The following is a 17,206-nucleotide window of genomic DNA, read 5'->3' as shown; positions in this document are numbered from 1 at the left end:
GTCTATTCAAACCCAACAGTCAGAACGGACACAGAGAAAGGATTCAGACCATGCGAATCGCATTCAAACCCGTGGCGCATGCCGCATCACTTGTAGCGATGCTCTTGGCCGCGACTTCGACCCAGGCGGCGGTGGACTATGTCGACCTGCGCGTCAATGGCATCCATGTGAACGACGGCCGCGTGGTGGTGGAGCCGGTGGGCAACCGCTACGCCAAGCTGGCTACGCCCGAAGTCGCCTACAACGTGGAGATGAAGGCCGGCTGCAAAGGCCTGGGCAAGACCTTGGAGACCACCTTTGTGGCCTTTGGCAACGCCAATATGCATGGCAGTGTGGTGGAGGCCAATCCGGGCATGGTCACGGTGCCGGTCAGTGCCCGCGGCAACAAGGAAATCAGCTACACGCCGGCTGTGCTGAAGGTGCCGTCAGCCCAGCTGGGCGGTGCGCTCAATCCGGTGCAAATCTGCAATGCCTGGCTGGACCAACGCCTGGCCCAGGGCGCCAGTCTGATGCAGATCTGGACCCAGGAGCACTCGGTCAATCGGCCGGTGACGCTCTCGGCCGTGGCCTCCTGCGCCGGCAATACCGGCAAGCCGGACTACGCCACCGACACTTTGGCGCACCAACTCACGGTGGTGTGCAAACCCGGTGCGGTCGGTGGGGGTGTGGGCGGCATTCAAGCCCAGCCGGCCCAGCCCCCGCAAGCGCCTGGGCAGATTGCCAAGCCCATGGAAGTGACGGCGCTGGAGTTGCGTGCGCTACCGGCCCAGGTCACGGCGGCCTGCCCGGCCAAGCTGCGCTTCCAGGCGGCGGTGACGGCCGATGCGGCCGGCTCGGTGCAGTACCAGGTGCGCTTTCCGGCCAACGCGAACACGCCGCCGCAGTCATTTGGGGGGCAGCTGGTGTTCGACGCGGCAGGACAGCGCATGACGCCGCCGATTGAGTTCAATGCCAACTCCGGCTACCCGGTGGGTGTGGCTGTGTTGGAGTTGGTGAGTGCCGGGGGCAAGAAGGCGCAGGCGGACTTCAAGCTGCAGTGCGTGCAGGCGCAGGGATCGGGGCAAATCCAGATGGCGCCAATGCCGGGTCAAACACCCGGCCAGACCCCGGGGCGCTTGCAGCCGCCGCCCATGCCGGGCATGCCCGCATCGGCACCGGCTAGGAAGCTGTAGACCCGCGCACCACCACCGCCTCGCACTCGCGCTCACCGCTGAGGGACTGGGCGATGGCAAAGGGGGTGCCGCGGCCTTGCACCACGCCAACCCAGCGGTTGCGGCCTTCGCGCTTGGCGGCGTAGAGGGCCGCATCGGCCACGGCCAGCACGGCGGACCACGGGGCGTTGCGGGGTTCGGTGGGGTCCAGCGGGTGGCAGGCAAAGCCGATGGAGCAGGTCACCCGCAGCGGCTCACCGTTGGGAATGATGAAAGGCTCACCGGCCACCACGGCGCGGGCGCGCTCGGCCAGGTCGGAGAGCTCCGTGCGCGGCGTTCCGCGCGCCACCACCAGGAATTCTTCGCCGCCCCAGCGCACCAGGTAGTCAGACTCCTTGAACACCTTCTGCAAGCGTGGCCGCATCTGGGCCAACACGGCGTCGCCGGCGGCATGGCCGAGCTCGTCGTTGATGCTCTTGAAGTGATCGAGGTCGATCATGAAGAAGGTCAGGGTGGCCTCGCTGTTCACCGACTGCCCCAGGCGCTGGGCTTCATCCCATTGGCGTCGCGCCAGGCGTTGGTCGTCGTCCAGTCGCTGCAGCGCAAAGCGGCGGTTGTGCAGTCCGGTCAGCGAGTCGGTCAGTGCCGACTCTTCCAGCGCCTTGGACTTGGCCTCCAAGGCGTGGGTGGCGATGGCAATCTGTTCCTGCAATTCCTTCTGGCGCTGACGCAGGCGCTGGGTGCGCCAATGCGCGGCGGCCCAACCCAGCCCCAAGAGGCTGAGCAGGATGAGGGCGCGGCCCCACCAGGCCTGCCACCAGGCCGGCAGCACTTTCACCTCCAGCGTCAGGGTCTTGGGGCTCCACTCGCCATGGCGGTTGCTGCCTTGAATTTCCAGGGTGTAGGCGCCCGGCGCCAGGCCGCCATAGCTGGCCAGACGCTGGCGTGAGCGCGACTCGACCCAATCCGTGTCCACGCCTTGGAGGCGGTAGCGGTAGCGATTGCGCGCCGGGTCGCTGAGGTCCATGGCTGCGAACTCCAGGCTGAAGCTGCGCTCATCGGGCTGTAGCACCAGCTGCGGTTGCAGTCGGGCCAGCGGCAGCTCGCGCGAGCCGATGCGCAGCGCCGTGGCCACCACGGGTGGGGCGAAGCGTGCGAACTCAAAGGCCTGGGGTTGCACCACCAGGATGCCGCGGCTGCCACCGAAGAGCATGCGGCCATCGGCGGTCTGCGTGTAGCTGCGGAACCAGGCCGAGCCGATGTCCACCCCGTCGGCCACGCCCAGCTGGCGGGCGCGCTGCTGAGCCGGGTCGTAGACACCGCGGTGCGTCCACAGTTTGCCGCGCGCGTCCTGCAGCAGGTTGGCGCCGAAGGCCTCGGTGCCGACGCCGGGTTGTTCGCCCAGGTAGGCCAGCTTGGCCTTACGGCCATCCCAGGATTCCAGCCGGTGCAGGCCGGCGGTGGTGTCCACCCACAGGTCGCCGGCGGCATCGATCAGCAAGCCCACCACATTGCGGCTGGCGGGCTGTCCACCCTCCACAAAGTCGATGGCCGCCAGGGCCTTGCTGCCGGCGGCAATGGGGAACAGGCCCGCCTCGGTGCCGACCCACAGCTGGCCACTGGCCGCCTGAACCATGGCGTTGACGCCGCCCAGCAAGGGGCGGCCATCCTGATGGGCTACGCGCTCGAAGGCGCCGCCCTCGGGAGCGCGGCGGAACAGGCCGTCCTGGGTGCCGGCCCAGACCGCCCCTTCGCGGTCTACCACCAGCCGGCGCAAGCGGCCGCGGCCCACATCGTGGTGGATGGCCGTGGCACGGGCGCTGCTGAACTCCTTCACATGCGACTCGACACCGACCCAGACATGCCCGTTGCGGCCCTGGGCCAGGGCGGTCACACGCCCGGCTTCCAGGCCCTGCTGGCCGGCCCGGATGCCGCCCACGGTGCGCAGGCTGGCGTCCAGGATGGCAATGCCACGGTCATTGGTGCCGACCCAGACCGTGCCGTCGCTCAGTGCCAGCAGGCTGCGCACATCGGGCTCTGCCATCGAGCTGCCGGGCTCGTCGTCGGCGCGCCTGACCCACAGGGCCTGCTCCAGGTTGTTGACGCGCTGCAGCCCGGTGCCATAGCCGGCCACCCACAGCAGGCCTGCGGGGTCGCGCAGGATGGAGCGGATGTCGGCGCCGGCCAGGCTCCAGGGTTTGTTGGCGCGGGGCCGCAAGCTGCGCAACAGCTGGCCGTTGCGGGCATCACGCAGTTCGATGCCGGCGCCGCGTCCGATCCAGATTTCGTGGCTGTGCACGGCGGTGATGGTTTGCACCGCTCCCAGGCTGCCGGGGCGGCGATCCAATTGTTCGGCCTGGGCCTCGGCCAGATCGACGCGCCAGAGCTCGCCCTCCTGCGTGCCCAGCCACAGGCTGCCATCGCGCAGGGGTGCCAGTGCATGCACCACTTGCCCTGGCAGGCGCAGCTCGCTGCCGTCCTGCAGCTTCAGTGGGGTCAGCCGCGTCGCCCCGGGGCTCAGGCGCACCAGGCCGCTCCAGGTGCCGACCCAGACCGTGCCGTCGGGGCCGATGGCAATCTTCTGCACCCTGGGGTCGGGCAGGCCCTCGGCGGCGCCATAGCGTTTGAACTGGGTGCTGCCGGGCTCCAGCACCTGCAGACCGCCGCCGGTGCTGCCCACCCAGATGCGGCCCTGGGCGTCCTCGGCCAGGGTGCGCACCACGCCGCCCAGACTGCCGGGCTGCTGGGGGTCGTGGCGGAAGAGCTGCCATTGTTCGGTGCGCGGGTCGTAGGCGCCCAGCAACTGCCCCTCGGTGCCGACCCAGATGCGTCCGTCGCGTCCGGCCATCAGTGCGCGCACAAAGGTGGTGCCGGCGCTGCCCCGTCCCAAGCCGGCCATCGAGACCGGCACGAAGTGGTGCCCATCAAAGCGCAACAGGCCCACGCTGGTGCCCACCCAGACCAGGCCTTGGGGGTCCAGAGTCAGGGCGGAGACCACGCCGTCGGGAATGGCGCCCGCGTCGCTCAGGGTCTCGAAGCGGGGTTCGGCCAGGGGTTCGGGCGTGCTCGGGGCCACGGCCGGCGCGGCCCGAAGGCCAAGCGCAAGCCACGCCAGAAAGCAAGCGAACACGAGACGACCCAAACCAAGCTCCTAGAGGGAAAGGCGCGGCATTCTCCCAGACCGTCCGTGAAACCCCGCTCAGCTGGGGTGAGGACTCCAGGCCTCGCTCATCACGCGCTCCAGGCCCTCGATAAACAGCCTTGTGCGCAGTGGCAGTAGGCGTCGCCCGGGGAATACCGCCCAGCATTCAATGGCGGGCAGGCACCACTCGGGCAGCACCCGCCGCAACTGACCGCGCGCCACATAGGCCGCCGCAAAGTGGTTGGCCACCAGGGTCAGACCGAGGCCGGCGCAGGCCAGGCGCCCGAGCAGGTCCGGGGCATTGGCCAAGGTGCGTTGCTGCGGGCTGCCCTGCCAGACCTCAAGGTTTGCGCCGTCGCCACGGCTCAGCACCCAGGGCAGGGCCTCACCCTGGCGGCCGAGGATCATCAGTCCGTGCAGATGCAAAAGGGCGTCCGGATGCTGCGGCTCCCCCTGCCGCGCCAGGTAGTCGGGGCTGGCGTAGAGCCCCCCTTGCACCAGGGCCAGACGGCGTGCGGCGAGCTGGCTGTCGTCGGGCAGGCTGCCCATGCGAATGGCCAGGTCAAAGCCCTCGGCGATCAGATCCACACGGCGGGGCGAGAGATCCAGTTCCAGCTGCACCTGCGGGTGGTCGCGCAAAAAGGCTTCGATGGCCGGGCCGGCCATCAAGTGCGCGAAGTCTGCCGGCATGGACACGCGCAGCCGCCCGCTGGGCTGTTGCTGGCGGTGCAGGGCCAGGGCCAGGGCGCTGTCCACTTCTGCGCTGAGCGCGCGGGCGTGTTCCAGCACGCCCTGGCCGAACTCCGTCAACGCCAGGCGGCGCGTGGTGCGCTGCAGCAGCTTTTCGCCCAGGCGCGCTTCCAGCGCGGTGAGGCGGCGCGAGACCGTGGATTTGGGCAGTTGCAGGCGCTCGGCAGCACCGACCAGGCTGCCGGCCTCCATCACTTTGGCAAACAGCAACAGGTCGTCGGCGTCGCGCGTCATCTTGACCTTGATAGTTCCATTGGTGGAACGATGATATGCATTAAGGCGGCTTTTTCTTCGATTGGTGCATCCATACAGTTCGTTCCACACCAAGCCTCTGAACGAACCCGGAGCCCAAGATGATTCTTCAGATCAATTCCAGCGCCCGCGCCGCCGCCGACTCCTTCTCCACCCGCCTGGCCGACGAATTGGTGGCCGGGTTGCGCCAGGCCCAGCCTGAGGCCAGCTTGCAGGTGCTGGAACTGGGCCGCCAGGCGCCCGCCGCCCTGGACGAGGCTGCCTTGCAAGCCTTGTTCACGCCGGCCGAGCAGCGCAGCCCGGCACAGGCCGAGCGTGTGGCCCAGGACATGGCCTATATCGAGCAACTGCGTGCCGCCGACACCCTGGTGCTGGCCGTGCCGATGATCAATTTCGGCGTGCCGGCCGCATTGAAGAACTGGATCGATGCGGTGGCCAAGGCCGGCGTCACTTTTCGCTACAGCGCCAAGGGCCCCGAGGGCTTGCTGAAGGGCAAGCGCGTCTATGCGGTGTTGGCGCGTGGTGGCATCCACCGCGACCAGCCGCAGGACAGCATGGTTCCCTATCTGCGTACCGTGCTGGGCTTTTTGGGCATGACGGACTTGCACTTCGTCTATGCCGAGGGCCTGAACATGGGCCCCGAGGCCCAAGCCGCCGGCCTGGCTGCGGCGCGCGCCGAAATTGAAGCACTCACCCAAACCATCGCGGCCTGAGCCGCATTTGAAAGACGCCCATGCTGAACAAGATCAAGACCTATCTGCCCATCACCCTGTTGGCCCTGCCCCTGCTGCTGGGCGGCGGCGCCAAGTTGGCCGGGGTGCCCGAATTGCACGCGAGCTTCGGCATCCTGGGCCTGCCAGCCTGGTTCGGTTATTTCATCGGCTCGGCCGAAGTGGCCGGGGCCCTGGGCCTCTTCATTCCGCGCCTGCGCCGGCTGGCTGCGGCGGGGCTGGTGCCCATCATGGCCGGAGCCTTGTACTTTCATGTGCGCCACACGCCGCTGGAGCAGGGCGTGCCCGCCTTGGTCCTCTTGAGCTTGGCCCTGTGGGTCGCAATGCGCCGCCCACAAACGGAGCCGCAATATGGCTGACACCGTGCAGCACCCTCGTGCGGTGGAGTCCGTGGTGGCCGGGCAGGCCACGCAGGATGGCGCGGGCGTGCGACTGACTCGCCTGCTCAGCACCCATCTGCAGCGTCGGCTCGATCCCTTCTTGATGCTGGACGCCTTTGGCACGGATGAGCCGAGCGACTATCTGGCGGGCTTTCCGCCGCATCCGCATCGGGGCTTCGAGACCGTGACCTACATGCTCGAAGGTCGCATGCGTCACCGCGACTCTGCAGGTCACGAGGGCCTGCTGCAGTCGGGCGGCGTGCAGTGGATGACGGCCGGGCGGGGCGTCATTCATTCGGAGCTGCCTGAGCAGGAACAGGGGCGCATGGAGGGCTTTCAGTTGTGGCTGAACCTACCCGCGCGCGACAAGATGCGGCCGGCTTGGTATCGAGACATCCCCAGCGCCGAAGTGCCGGAGTGGCGCGCTGACGGTGAGGGTGTGGGTGGGGATGTGAGCGTGCGGGTGCGGGTCATCGCTGGCCAGCACCTCGGCGTTTTGGGCGCCATGCAGCGCGAGCATACCGAGCCGCTCTATCTGGATGTGCATCTGCAGCCCGGCGCAAGCTTCGAGCAGGCCTTGCCCGAGACGCACAACGCCTTCTTCGTGGTCTATCGCGGCAGCGTGGCGTTGGCCAGCGCTTGCACGGTGCCTGCCCAGCGGCTGGCGGTCTTGTCCAACACGCCGGGCAGCGACGGCGTGCGCTTGCAGGCCGGCCCGGAGGGTGCGCGCTTCCTGCTGCTGGCGGGGCGGCCGTTGCAGGAGCCGATTGCTCAGCACGGCCCCTTCGTGATGAACACGCAGGCCGAACTGGTGCAGGCGGTGCGGGACTATCAGGCCGGGCGCTTCTGAGCGGGCGGCGCCGGCTGTGGCAGGCTGGCGCAGTTGGCCACGCCGAATTGATCGACCTTGAGCCGAAGCCGCTGGCCGGGCTGCAAGGCCAACCACTGCGGCAGCGGTGGGGTGCATTGCCACTCGCGGCCATCGGCGGCGCGCAGCATCACCCAAGCCCAGGCGCGGCGTTGGCCCTCGCGCTCGATGCCGGGCGAGAGCCGCAGCACCGGCCAATGCGGCGTGCGTGCCCCGTCCCCCTCGGCCACGGCGCGTCGCAGCAGGCTCCAGCCCGGACCGCGGAAACGGCAGTAAGCACGCATCTGCCCGGCTTGCCCAGGGTCCTCGCGCTGCAGGCGCTCCACTTCGGTGGCAGCGGCCGGCAGCTTGTCGCACCAGTCGGACTGCGGCTGCACTTGCGAGGCTTCGATATCCACCTCACGCCGCCAGATCTTGGCCTCCACCTCGACGCGCACGCCCAGGGACTGATCGACCACCCAGGCCACCAGGGGCAGGGCCAGCGCCAGCATCCAGGGAAGGGGCTGACGCCAGCGCGGGGTGGTGCTCAGACGGGGAGGGGGCTTGGCATTCATGCGGGCCGCATCCTAGACAAACGCTTACACGCACTGCCGCCCGCGTCTGGCGAAGTCGCGCTAGGGTGCGACGGATGAAGCCCGCTCGAATCCAGACCCTTCTGCTTGGCCTGGCCCTGGCCGTGTTGACGGCCTGCGGAGGGGGCGGCGGAGGCGGTGACGCCCCGGCGCCCAGCCCCTCGCCCAGTCCGTCCACGGCCCCACCGCCGCCGCCTGCGCCGCCCCCTCCCGCTCCCCCGCCGCCGCCTCCGCCGCCAGCACCGGCGCCAGGCCCGAGCGCCGCCCTGTCGGTGAGCGTGAGTGCCGGCACGGGCCGCATCCTCAGCGTGGACGGGGCGATTGATTGCGGCGCGCGGTGCAGCGCGGAGCTCAGCCTGGGCCGTCGCGTGGCCTTGCGTGCGCTGCCGGCCAGCGGCTTTCGCTTTGATCGCTGGGAGTCGGGCTGCCCGGACTTCGTCGCCTGTGAGTTCGACATGGCTGGCGCGCGCAGCGTCAGTGCCCGCTTCGTGGCGGTGAACCCGGCTGCCGATTGCAGCCTGCCCACCGCGCGGGAAGGGGTGGCGCCGAGTTTCGCGGCCAGCCATCCCAAGCTGCTCCTGAACCACACCGCTCTACGCGATTGCCTGCGCACCAAGCTGCGCCTGGGTGCCCCCGAGGCCCTGCGCCTGAAGGAGCAGGTGGATCGGGCGCTGGCCGGTCGGCCCGACTACGCCTACCAGCCCTGGTACGCCGCCCTGCTCTGGCAGATGAGCGACGACCCGCGCTACCGCGATCTGGCGGTGGCGCAAACGGAAAGCCTGGTGACGGCTGAGGAGGCGCGCATCGCCGCCGCCCAGGCGCCGCAGGTGGCGGGCGACTCCTATCTGGAAGTCGACGCTTGGGTCGGTAATGTGGCGCGGGTGTACGACTGGTGTTTCGAGGCCCTCACGCCGGCGCAGCGCAGCCGTTGGCTGGCTTACGCCCACCAGGCGGTCTGGAATGTCTGGCTGGCGCCGGCCAGCCCCGCTGGCGGCGTGGCCGCGCAATGGGGCGGGCGCGAGATGCGCTGGAGCGGTTGGGGGCGCGACAACCCGGCCAACAACTACTACTTCCACTTCTTGAATGCGGCGGTGCTGCTGGGCTTGGCCAGCCAGGGTGAGCATCCGCAGGCGCCCGTGTGGCTGGATCTGGTGCGCCACCAGAAGCTGGCGGGCGAGCTTTGGCCTCTCTATGCGCGTGAGTTGCAGGGCGGCGGCTCGCTGGAAGGCACGGGCTATGGCACGGCGCTGCGCACGCTCTGGGGTGTGTATGAGGTCTGGGAGCGCAGCACGGGTGAGCGCATTGCGCATCTAAGTCCGCATGCGCGCGATTCGATGGCGCATCTACTGCACAGCATCACGCCCAGCCTGGACCGCCTGGCGCCCACCGGCGACCACGCCCGCGATGCGACAGCCGCGCTGTTTGACTACCACCGCGACTACCTGCTGCAGCTGGCGGCCCTGTTCCCACAGGATCGCTTGAGCCCGGTGGCGCTGGATCACTTGCGGCGCAGCAGCGTGCCGCGCATGCGCCACAGCTTCAACGACGTGCAAGAGCTCCTCTACGCGCCGCCGCCCACGGCTGCGCCGGCTGCCGAGCTCTCCACGCTCTATTGGGGCGAAGGCACGGGCCAGTTGATGATGCGATCAGACTGGGGCCTGCAGGCCAGCTATGCCAACTTCATCTGTGGCGCCTACAAGGAGAGCCACGCCCATGCCGACCAGGGCAGCTTCGTGTTGTTCCACCAGCGCTGGCTGGCCGACGACGCCAATCTGCGCTCGGATTCCGGCATCGAGCAGGGCCTGGCCCTGCACAACCTGCTGCGCCTGAACGACGCTCAGGGCCAGGAGATCCGCATGACGCCCCAGGGCCAGCCCTGCCGCGTGATGGGGCTGCGCAACCACGCCCAGTTCGCCTATGTGGCGGCCGATGTCACCCCCGTCTATGCCTTCCGGCACGAGGGCGTCAATCACTACGGCAACCACCAGGTCGAACAGCTGCGGCGCGAGTTCTTCTTCCTGCGCCCGGGGGTCTGGGTGGTGCTGGACCGGGTGGCCACTCGCACGGCCACGCAGCGCGTCTGGACCCTGAACCTGCCGGCCGCGCCCACCCTGGAAGGGCAGACGGCGCGCCTTCGCATCGGCGGGCAAGGCCTGGACCTGCATGCGCTGGGCGCCGAGCCATTGCGGGTGACCGAGCTGGCGGCCAATCGCGCCGGCGAGCGCGGTTGGCGCATTGAGCGCGAGGCCCGCAGCGCCAGCCCCGGGCTCTATCTGAACGTGCTGGCGCTGCCCGGCGCGCTGGCACAGGTGGAGGCCCTGGGCGAGGGCGGCGTGCGCCTGCGCCTGAGCGATGGGCGACAGGCCAGCTTGCGCTTTGCTCAACAGGGCTGGGGGGGCGATTTGGAGTTGCTGGATGCGCAGGGCCAGCCCCTGTGGAAGGCGGCTCTGCCCAGCACCATCGCCGCCCCTCCGTTGTTCATGGGCGATGCGGCGCCGGCAGAACGCGCACGGCCGGCCGACTATCTGGCGCCGCCCTGAAATTCCAGCCCGGAAAGTAAACAGGGAGCCCGAAGGCTCCCTGTTGATCCCAAGCGCCGCAGGCCGAAGCTGCGGTGTGTCGGGGTTCAGCCCTTGCGTGCGCGGCGTGCGAAGCCGGCGCCCAGCAGGCCCAAGCCGGTCAGTGCCAGCGTGGCGGGTTCCGGCACATGCTGCGTGTTGCCGTTCAGCGTGACAGCCACGTTGTCGATCGAGGTGTTGCCCTCGATGCCGTTGGTCGGGTTGCTGATCCGGAAGCGCGACACCCCATTGGTGCTGCTGAAGGAAATGGTCTGGTAGTTGCCGGGGTCCGTGAAGGCGCCGCCCATCACGGTAATCGCCGAGCTGTTCAGGAGCTGACCGCTCATGTCATAGGCCTCGAACAGCGCACCCTGCACAAAGGTGGTGACGTCAATCGAGAAATGGGTGATCTGCGCACCGAAGCCAGCGCCGAACTGAATCAGCGAGTTGTTGCTGGCATCCAGCCCGTTGTCGTGGATCCACAGGCCGTCCGGATTGTTTCCCCGGCCCTGGCCCACTCCGTAGTAGTTGCGCAGATTCGAATTGCTGCCCAACCAGCCGGACTCCCAGGTCGGGAAGGAGGCTTCGAAGTCCTCAGTCAGGTTCACCGGCAGGGCTTGAGCGGCACCAGCCAGCAAGACGGAAAGGGCGAGCAACACTTTTTTCATGGGGTGTCCTTCAGGGTTGAGAAGCAAACCCGCCTGTAGAGCAAGTCACATGCCACCTGCGTAAATACTTGAATTTAGGCACTGTTTTGCTTAACGAAGTCTGCGCTGTCAATTTTTCCGACAGTCCTTGCAGGTCGAAGTCGGATCGTTGACCTGACCCAGGCTCGCTAAGCTTCGCGCCATGACGACGCCCCCATATCCAGAGACTGGCTTGGTTTTTCCATCCGATGCCCAGGGCCAGCGCAGCAGTACGGCCGCCGGTGCGCGCATCGTCGCCGCTGCGCTGCGGGCCCTCAATCTCGGTCGTTTGGCCCAGGCCGCCGAGGCCGAGCGCCACTGGCGACGCCGCTATCCGGACTACTTCCGCGCGCTGGTTGAGGGGGGCCTGGCGCGGCCGGACCTGGCCCTGGCCAGTGCTAGCGCCGGCCTGCAGGCCGCCTGGCAGACCCTGCGTTGGCAAAGCAGGGCGGGCGCGGAGCAGGGCCTGGTCCAGGCCCTGGAGCGCCCCGAGGGCGAGTCGCTGAGCACCCTGACCCTGCGCGGTGCGGGCGCCCCTTCGCCGCAACCCTGGCATGTGCCCTATCAGGGCCGCCACCTTCAGGGCGATGCCCTGCTGGAGCAGCTGTTGCGTTGGGTCGAGGCCGGAGTCATCGAGCCCTCGGCCGCGCGTGCGCTGGGTCGTTGCGTGCGCCATCCTGAGTGGTTCGATCTGTCAGATCGGCACTTGGCCCTGCTGGGGGCGGCCAGCGAGGCTGGCCCGCTGCGCTGGCTGGCGCGCTGGCGCGCCAATTTGTACGCGGTGGATGTGGATCGCGCCGACGTCTGGAGCCGCATCTCCGACTTGGTTCTGGTGGGCAATGCCACCTTGCACCTGCCACTGCGCGCCAGCGGCCACACCGTGGACTGGATGGCCGCGGCCGGTGTGGACCTGCTGCGCGAGGCTCCGCGCGTGGCGCAGTGGCTGCGCGGCTTCGGGCGCCCCATGGACCTGGCCGCCCTGGGCTATCTGGATGGCGAGCGCCATGTGCGTCTTTCGCTGGCGATGGACATGGTGGCCTCGCAGTTGCTCAGCGCCCAGCCCGCCAGCAGCCTGGCCTATCTGGCCACGCCCACCGATGTCTATGCCGTCCCTGAAGAAGCGGCGCTGGCCGCCCAGGCCGCCTATGGGCAGAGGCCGCTGTTGTCGCGCGGCCTGCAGTCGCCCCTGCGCCTGGCCGCGGGCGAGCGCTTCTTCCATGCCAATGTGGGCCAGTTGCTGGCCGGGCCGCAGGGGCGGCGCTATGGCGTGGCGGACAGCCTGATCCTGGAGCAGGGCCCGAACTACGCGTTGGCCAAACGTCTGCAGCAGTGGCGGGCGCTGTGGGCGCGTTCGCATGGGCACCGGGTCAGTCTGAACGTGGCGCCAAGCACCACCACCGGTTCGGTGGTCAAGAACCCGGCGCTGGCGGCCGGCTTTGCTGGCGCCTCGGCCTTTGGCATCGAAGTCTTCCAGCCCGAGACCACGAACGCGCTGATGGCCGCCCTGTGGGTGCATGACCTGCGCACCGACCGCGCCCCGAGCGATCCGCAGATCGCCCTGGCGCACCCCTATGAACTGATCATGGATCAAGCCTGCCACGGCGGCCTGTGGCGTAGCGCCTATCGGCCGCGATCCGCGCTGCCGTTTGCGGCAGCGCTGGGGTGGGTGAGGGAAAGAGTGGGGCGCTGAGGCCGTCGGACAGCTCTGTTCGAAGGCTGTTTGGCGGAGGCTGTGAGATTGCCGCGACAGGCGTCGCGTCCAAGCCCGCTGCGCGGTCTTTGCCGAACTCAGTTGGCGGAGGCTGTGAGATTCGAACTCACGGGCCCTTGCGAGCCGGCAGTTTTCAAGACTGCTGGGTTAAACCACTCCCCCAAGCCTCCGCAGATGATTGAACTGCTGCGGCAGTTTTGCCTACGGTCAGCTTGCGGTGCAAGCCGCCCTTCGGCGCAAGCTCCTCGCGGAGCTTGAGCAAGACTGCTGGGTTAAACCACTCCCCCAAGCCTCCGCAGATGATTGAACTGCTGCGGCAGTTTTGCCTACGGTCAGCTTGCGCTGCAAGCCGCCCTTCGGCGCAAGCTCCTCGCGGAGCTTGAGCAAGACTGCTGGGTTAAACCACTCCCCCAAGCCTCCGCGAAGGGCGCGCATTGTCACTCATGCGCCGAGCTTTTGAACTTGCTCGCAGCGCACCTGCACGATCTCGCGCCGTCCGCCGTCGATGCGGGCGGCGCTCAGGCAGCCACCCCAGACGCAGCCGGTGTCCAGTGCCAGCAGGTCCGGCCGGTTCATCAATCCCAGGGTGGACCAATGGCCGAAGGCGATGGGTTGCCCCAGGCTTTGGCGCTCGGGGTGTTCGAACCACGGCATCAGCCCAGGAGGGGCGGTATCGGCGCCGTCCTTGAGTTCGAAGTCCATGCGGCCATCGGCATGGACAAAGCGCAGCCGGGTGCAGGTGTTGATGATCAGGCGCAGGCGGTCCACGCCCTGCAGACTGGGCTCCCAGCGGTCGGGGTGGTTGCCGTACATCTGCGGCCAGAAGTCTTGCAGTGCTTGCGGGTCGGCCAGCAGGGCTTGCACCTCGGCCGAGTGGCCCAGCGCATCGGCGGCGCGCCAGGGCGGCAGCAGCCCGGCGTGCACCAGCAGCCAGCCCTCTGCCTCGGCCACCAGGGGGCGTTGGCGCAGCCAGCCCAGCAGTTCATCGCGGTCGGGTGCCTGCAGCAGAGCGTCCAGGTGCTCGCTCTTCTTGGCCTTGCGCACGCCGGCAGCCACGGCCAGCAGGTGCAGGTCGTGGTTGCCCAACACGGCGTCGAAGCCCTGGGCGGCGGCGCGGCGCAGGGTGGCAAGAGAGTCGGGGCCGCGGCTGACCAGATCGCCGAGCAGCCAGATGCGGTCGCGAGAGGGCGAGTAGCCGATCTGGTCGAGCAGTCGGCCCAGGGCGCCGTCGCAGCCTTGTAAATCACCAATCAACCAGTGCATAGGGGCGCATTGTCAGCGCCCCCCGAGGGGGCAGTGAGCTCGGGGCGGCCCTGCACTCACTGGGGGCGGGAGAACCCGCAGGCGGCGCGGCTTGAGCGGGCTGAGACAATGCCGCGCGCGCCGCCTGCCGGCGCTTCGTTATTTAGGCGCGCTGCGCTTGGCTGAATGGATACCGCGCTTTTACTGTTTTTGATTCTGCTCAACGGCTGGTTTGCGATGTCGGAAATGGCCCTGACGGCCAGCCGCAAGGCCCGCCTGCAGGTGCTGGTGGAAGCCGGAGAGTCGGGCGCCGCGGCGGCCCTGGCGCTGCACGATAACCCGACCAAATTCCTCTCCACCATCCAGATCGGCATCACCTCCATCGGGGTGCTGAATGGCATCGTCGGTGAGGCCGCGTTTGCCGGGCCGCTCTCCACCTGGCTGGAGCATCAGTTCTCGCTGGGCGAGAAGGCCGCAAACCTGAGCGCCACCGGCCTGGTGGTGGTGTGCATCACCTTTGTCACCATCGTGTTTGGCGAATTGGTGCCCAAGCGCCTGGGTCAGCTGTATCCGGAGTTGATCGCGCGCCGGGTGGCGCCGCCGATGGACTTGATCTCGGCCCTGACCCGCCCCTTTGTGCGCCTGCTGTCCTTTTGCACCGAGGCCACGCTGCGCATGCTGGGCCTGAAGGACATGGGGCAGCGCAGCGTCACCACCGAAGAGATTGCGGCCAGTTTGGAAGAGGGTCTGGACGCCGGGGTGATTGAAGAGAGCGAACACCAGATGGTGCGCAATGTGTTCCGGCTGGATGAGCGCCAGGCCGGTTCGATGATGATTCCGCGCGCCGAAATTGCCTGGCTGGACGCCGAGGCCAGCCCCGCCGAGGTGTTGGCGGTGCTGCGGGAGCATGGTTACAGCCGCTACCCGGTGTGCCGCGGCGATCTGTCGGATGTGCTGGGCTTGGTGTCGGCGCAAGACCTGCTGGCGCGCGCGCTCTCAGGGGAAGCCTTGGATCTGGTGGGCAGCGTGGTGCCGCCGGTCTTTGTGCCTGAGACCCTGTCCGGCATGGAACTGCTGGAACAATTCCGCGCCAGCGACGCGCCCTTGGTCTTTGTGGTGGACGAGTACGGCGAGGTGCAGGGCGTGATCGCGCTGCGTGACCTGCTGGAGGCCATTGCCGGCGAGTTCAATGCGCCCTCGGACGGCGAGGCCTGGGCCACGCCGCGTGGCGACGGCAGTTGGTTGATCGATGGCCTGATTCCGGCGCCGGAGCTCAAGGACCGTTTGGAATTGAAGGAACTGCCCGAGGAAGAGCGCGGGCGCTACAACACCCTGGCCGGCATGATCATGCTGCTGCTGGGCCGCCTGCCGCGCACAGCCGACGCGGTGGAGTGGGAGGGCTGGCGTTTCGAGGTCGTGGACCTCGACGGCAAGCGTGTGGACAAGGTGCTGGTGACACGCCTTTCCTGACCTCAAGCCGGGGCGCCCAGCCCCATCGGCATTCATCTCTTTGAAAGTACCCCATGAAATTCCCCCCCATGTACCGCAGCCTGGTCGCTCTGGACCGTGTGCAACACCGCAATCTGCGCGTGCGCAGCGATGTGGGCGGCCTGAAGCAGGCCGCGGAACTGAACTCGGTGTTCCTGAATGTCATCGAGTTTGCTGACAGCTGCCGCGAATACCCCATCGTGTTCGTGCGTGCCGGAGAGGGCAAGGACGGCAAGCCCGCCCCCCTGATGCCTCTGGCCGTGCTGGGCCTGAAGCAGGGCGAGAACCTGTTCCTGAAGGCCGACGGCCAGTGGGACGCCGAGTACGCCCCCGCTTATGTGCGTCGCTACCCCTTCGCCATGGCCGGTGTGGACGGCGGTGATCAGGTCGCCGTCTGCATGGACGAGCAGTGGGAAGGTTTCTCGACCACCGAGGGCGAGGCCCTGTTCGACGACAAGGGCGAGCCCACCGAGTTCACCAAGTCGGCCCTGCAGTTCCTGGACAACTACGAAGCCGAGACCCAGCGCACCCGCGCGCTGTGCGAGATGCTGGACGAAGCCGACATCCTGGAAGGCATGCGCTTCGAGGCCCAGCTGCCCAATGGCGAAAAGATCGAAGTCGAGGGTTTCCTGGCCGTTAACGAAGAGAAGTTCGCCAAGCTGGACGACAAGGTGGTGCTGGACTGGCACCGTCGTGGCGTGTTGCAAGTGATCGAAATGCATCGCATGTCGATGGGCAATATGCGCCGTCTTGCTGCGAAACGTATTGGCAAGTAACAAGCTGTTTCGAGTTCTTTGATTCGCTCGGGCCTGCACTTGTAATGGTTTGTTGTTTCAGGTGTAAGCCCTAGTGAGTTGTCATCCCTTTTTCAAGGACCGACCGCTATATTGCGCCCCCTCCCCCCAGTTTGGGGGGGATTCCTGAAGAGGGTGTGATGAGCGAATCGTTTGTCGAAAGCATGGGTTCCGGGTTCGAAGCCAGCCAGTGGGCGGCCTCGGGCTTTGCGGGTCTGTCGCCGGAGCCGCGCTCATCGGCCGCTTCGGGTTACAGCGTGGAGCGGGTGCGCTCGCTGGCCAGCTGGCGCACCAGTCAGGCCCTGGTTGGCCGGCGCTACGGTCAACGCGGATTGCGCGTCAAGCCGCAGGGCTATCGCGGCGATGCCGGCCTGAGCACCCTGCAGGTGCACGAGAACGGCGAGTTGGTCGGCACCCTTTCGGTGCGCATGGATGGCGTGTTGGGTCTGTCGGCCGACACCGTGTTCCCCGACGAGATGCAAGCCCTGCGCGACCGCGGTCTGCGCCTGTGCGAGTTCACGCGCCTTGCCGTGGAGGGTGGCACCGAATCGAAGCAGGTGCTGGCCCGTCTGTTCCACCAGGCCCATATGGTGGCCTACCGTCTCTCGGGGGCCGAAGCGCTGGTGTTTGAAGTGCACCCGCGTCATGTGCCCTTCTACCGCCGCATGCTGGGCGCCAAGGTGCTCTCGGGCGAGCGCATCAATCCCCATGTGAATGCGCCGGCCGTGCTGATGATGCTGGACCTTGAGGAAGTGCAGGACCAGGTCGAGCTGTACGGCGGCCGGCCCGAGTTGGCCTCCAAGGTGCGGTGCATCTATCCCTTGGTCTACGGACCCGACGAAGAGCCGGACCTGCTGCGCCAATTGGCCCTGCGCGGCTGA

The 17,206-nt window shown here is 67.9% G+C and carries 14 protein-coding genes and 1 tRNA gene; 9 read left to right on the top strand and 6 right to left on the bottom strand.

Annotated elements, in window-relative coordinates; all coding sequences use genetic code 11:
- Window positions 1-50 precede the first annotated feature (50 nt).
- Entirely contained in the window at window positions 51-1,172 is a 1,122-nt protein-coding gene (locus FF090_RS14155) for a hypothetical protein (RefSeq protein ID WP_138857333.1), read from the top strand.
- Here the strand turns inward: FF090_RS14155 and FF090_RS14150 are convergent.
- Both FF090_RS14150 and FF090_RS14145 read right to left on the bottom strand, forming a co-directional pair.
- Window positions 1,159-4,227, bottom strand: a complete 3,069-nt coding sequence (locus FF090_RS14150) for a ligand-binding sensor domain-containing diguanylate cyclase (protein ID WP_138857332.1) — start codon at window positions 4,225-4,227, stop codon at window positions 1,159-1,161. The genes FF090_RS14155 and FF090_RS14150 overlap by 14 nt on opposite strands.
- Before the next feature lie 123 nt (window positions 4,228-4,350).
- The gene (locus FF090_RS14145) at window positions 4,351-5,277 is read right to left on the bottom strand and encodes a LysR family transcriptional regulator (RefSeq protein ID WP_138857331.1); all 927 of its coding nucleotides are present in this window, start codon (window positions 5,275-5,277) and stop codon (window positions 4,351-4,353) included.
- A 119-nt stretch (window positions 5,278-5,396) separates the two neighbouring features.
- Between FF090_RS14145 and FF090_RS14140 the strand changes: the two genes are divergently transcribed.
- From FF090_RS14140 to FF090_RS14130, 3 genes are read left to right on the top strand one after another with little or no spacing between them, the layout of a single operon-like run.
- A complete protein-coding gene (locus FF090_RS14140) occupies window positions 5,397-6,008 on the top strand; it encodes an FMN-dependent NADH-azoreductase (protein WP_138857330.1) in 612 nt (203 codons plus the stop codon).
- 20 nt (window positions 6,009-6,028) lie between these two features.
- Entirely contained in the window at window positions 6,029-6,385 is a 357-nt protein-coding gene (locus tag FF090_RS14135) for a DoxX family protein (protein ID WP_138857329.1), read from the top strand.
- Window positions 6,378-7,256 carry a pirin family protein gene (locus FF090_RS14130; RefSeq protein ID WP_138857328.1) on the top strand — a complete coding sequence of 293 codons (879 nt, stop codon included), beginning with the start codon at window positions 6,378-6,380 and terminating at the stop codon, window positions 7,254-7,256. Before FF090_RS14135 ends, FF090_RS14130 begins: the two co-directional genes overlap by 8 nt.
- On the opposite strand, the gene FF090_RS14125 is transcribed toward FF090_RS14130, so the two are convergent.
- On the bottom strand, window positions 7,238-7,828 hold the full coding sequence (locus FF090_RS14125) for a hypothetical protein (RefSeq protein ID WP_175423667.1): 591 nt from the start codon (window positions 7,826-7,828) through the stop codon (window positions 7,238-7,240). The two genes, FF090_RS14130 and FF090_RS14125, sit on opposite strands and share 19 nt — an antisense overlap.
- Before the next feature lie 74 nt (window positions 7,829-7,902).
- Between FF090_RS14125 and FF090_RS14115 the strand changes: the two genes are divergently transcribed.
- Window positions 7,903-10,386: an InlB B-repeat-containing protein gene (locus FF090_RS14115; RefSeq protein WP_175423666.1), complete on the top strand. Its 2,484-nt coding sequence runs from the start codon at window positions 7,903-7,905 to the stop codon at window positions 10,384-10,386.
- An 86-nt stretch (window positions 10,387-10,472) separates the two neighbouring features.
- Here the strand turns inward: FF090_RS14115 and FF090_RS14110 are convergent, their stop codons facing one another.
- A complete protein-coding gene (locus tag FF090_RS14110; protein WP_138857325.1) occupies window positions 10,473-11,072 on the bottom strand; it encodes a PEP-CTERM sorting domain-containing protein in 600 nt (199 codons plus the stop codon).
- Between the two features lie 181 nt (window positions 11,073-11,253).
- Here FF090_RS14110 and FF090_RS14105 point away from each other — a divergent pair, with 181 nt between their 5' ends.
- Window positions 11,254-12,780, top strand: a complete 1,527-nt coding sequence (locus FF090_RS14105; protein ID WP_138857324.1) for a hypothetical protein — start codon at window positions 11,254-11,256, stop codon at window positions 12,778-12,780.
- 103 nt (window positions 12,781-12,883) lie between these two features.
- Here FF090_RS14105 and FF090_RS14100 read toward each other — a convergent pair.
- Window positions 12,884-12,971: transfer RNA gene (locus FF090_RS14100), tRNA-Ser, on the bottom strand.
- Between the two features lie 271 nt (window positions 12,972-13,242).
- Window positions 13,243-14,064, bottom strand: a complete 822-nt coding sequence (locus tag FF090_RS14095) for a symmetrical bis(5'-nucleosyl)-tetraphosphatase (RefSeq protein WP_138857323.1) — start codon at window positions 14,062-14,064, stop codon at window positions 13,243-13,245.
- Between the two features lie 165 nt (window positions 14,065-14,229).
- On the opposite strand from FF090_RS14095, the gene FF090_RS14090 reads away from it, so the two are divergent.
- From FF090_RS14090 to FF090_RS14080, 3 genes are all read left to right on the top strand, one after another.
- A complete protein-coding gene (locus tag FF090_RS14090) occupies window positions 14,230-15,513 on the top strand; it encodes a hemolysin family protein (protein ID WP_138857322.1) in 1,284 nt (427 codons plus the stop codon).
- A gap of 53 nt (window positions 15,514-15,566) precedes the next feature.
- Window positions 15,567-16,307, top strand: a complete 741-nt coding sequence (locus FF090_RS14085) for a SapC family protein (protein WP_138857321.1) — start codon at window positions 15,567-15,569, stop codon at window positions 16,305-16,307.
- A 158-nt stretch (window positions 16,308-16,465) separates the two neighbouring features.
- Window positions 16,466-17,206 carry an N-acyl amino acid synthase FeeM domain-containing protein gene (locus tag FF090_RS14080; protein ID WP_138857320.1) on the top strand — a complete coding sequence of 247 codons (741 nt, stop codon included), beginning with the start codon at window positions 16,466-16,468 and terminating at the stop codon, window positions 17,204-17,206.

It is taken from the genome of Inhella inkyongensis (genome assembly GCF_005952805.1).
Lineage (GTDB): Bacteria > Pseudomonadota > Gammaproteobacteria > Burkholderiales > Burkholderiaceae_C > Inhella > Inhella inkyongensis.
This window is presented reverse-complemented; position numbering and strand designations above follow the sequence as displayed.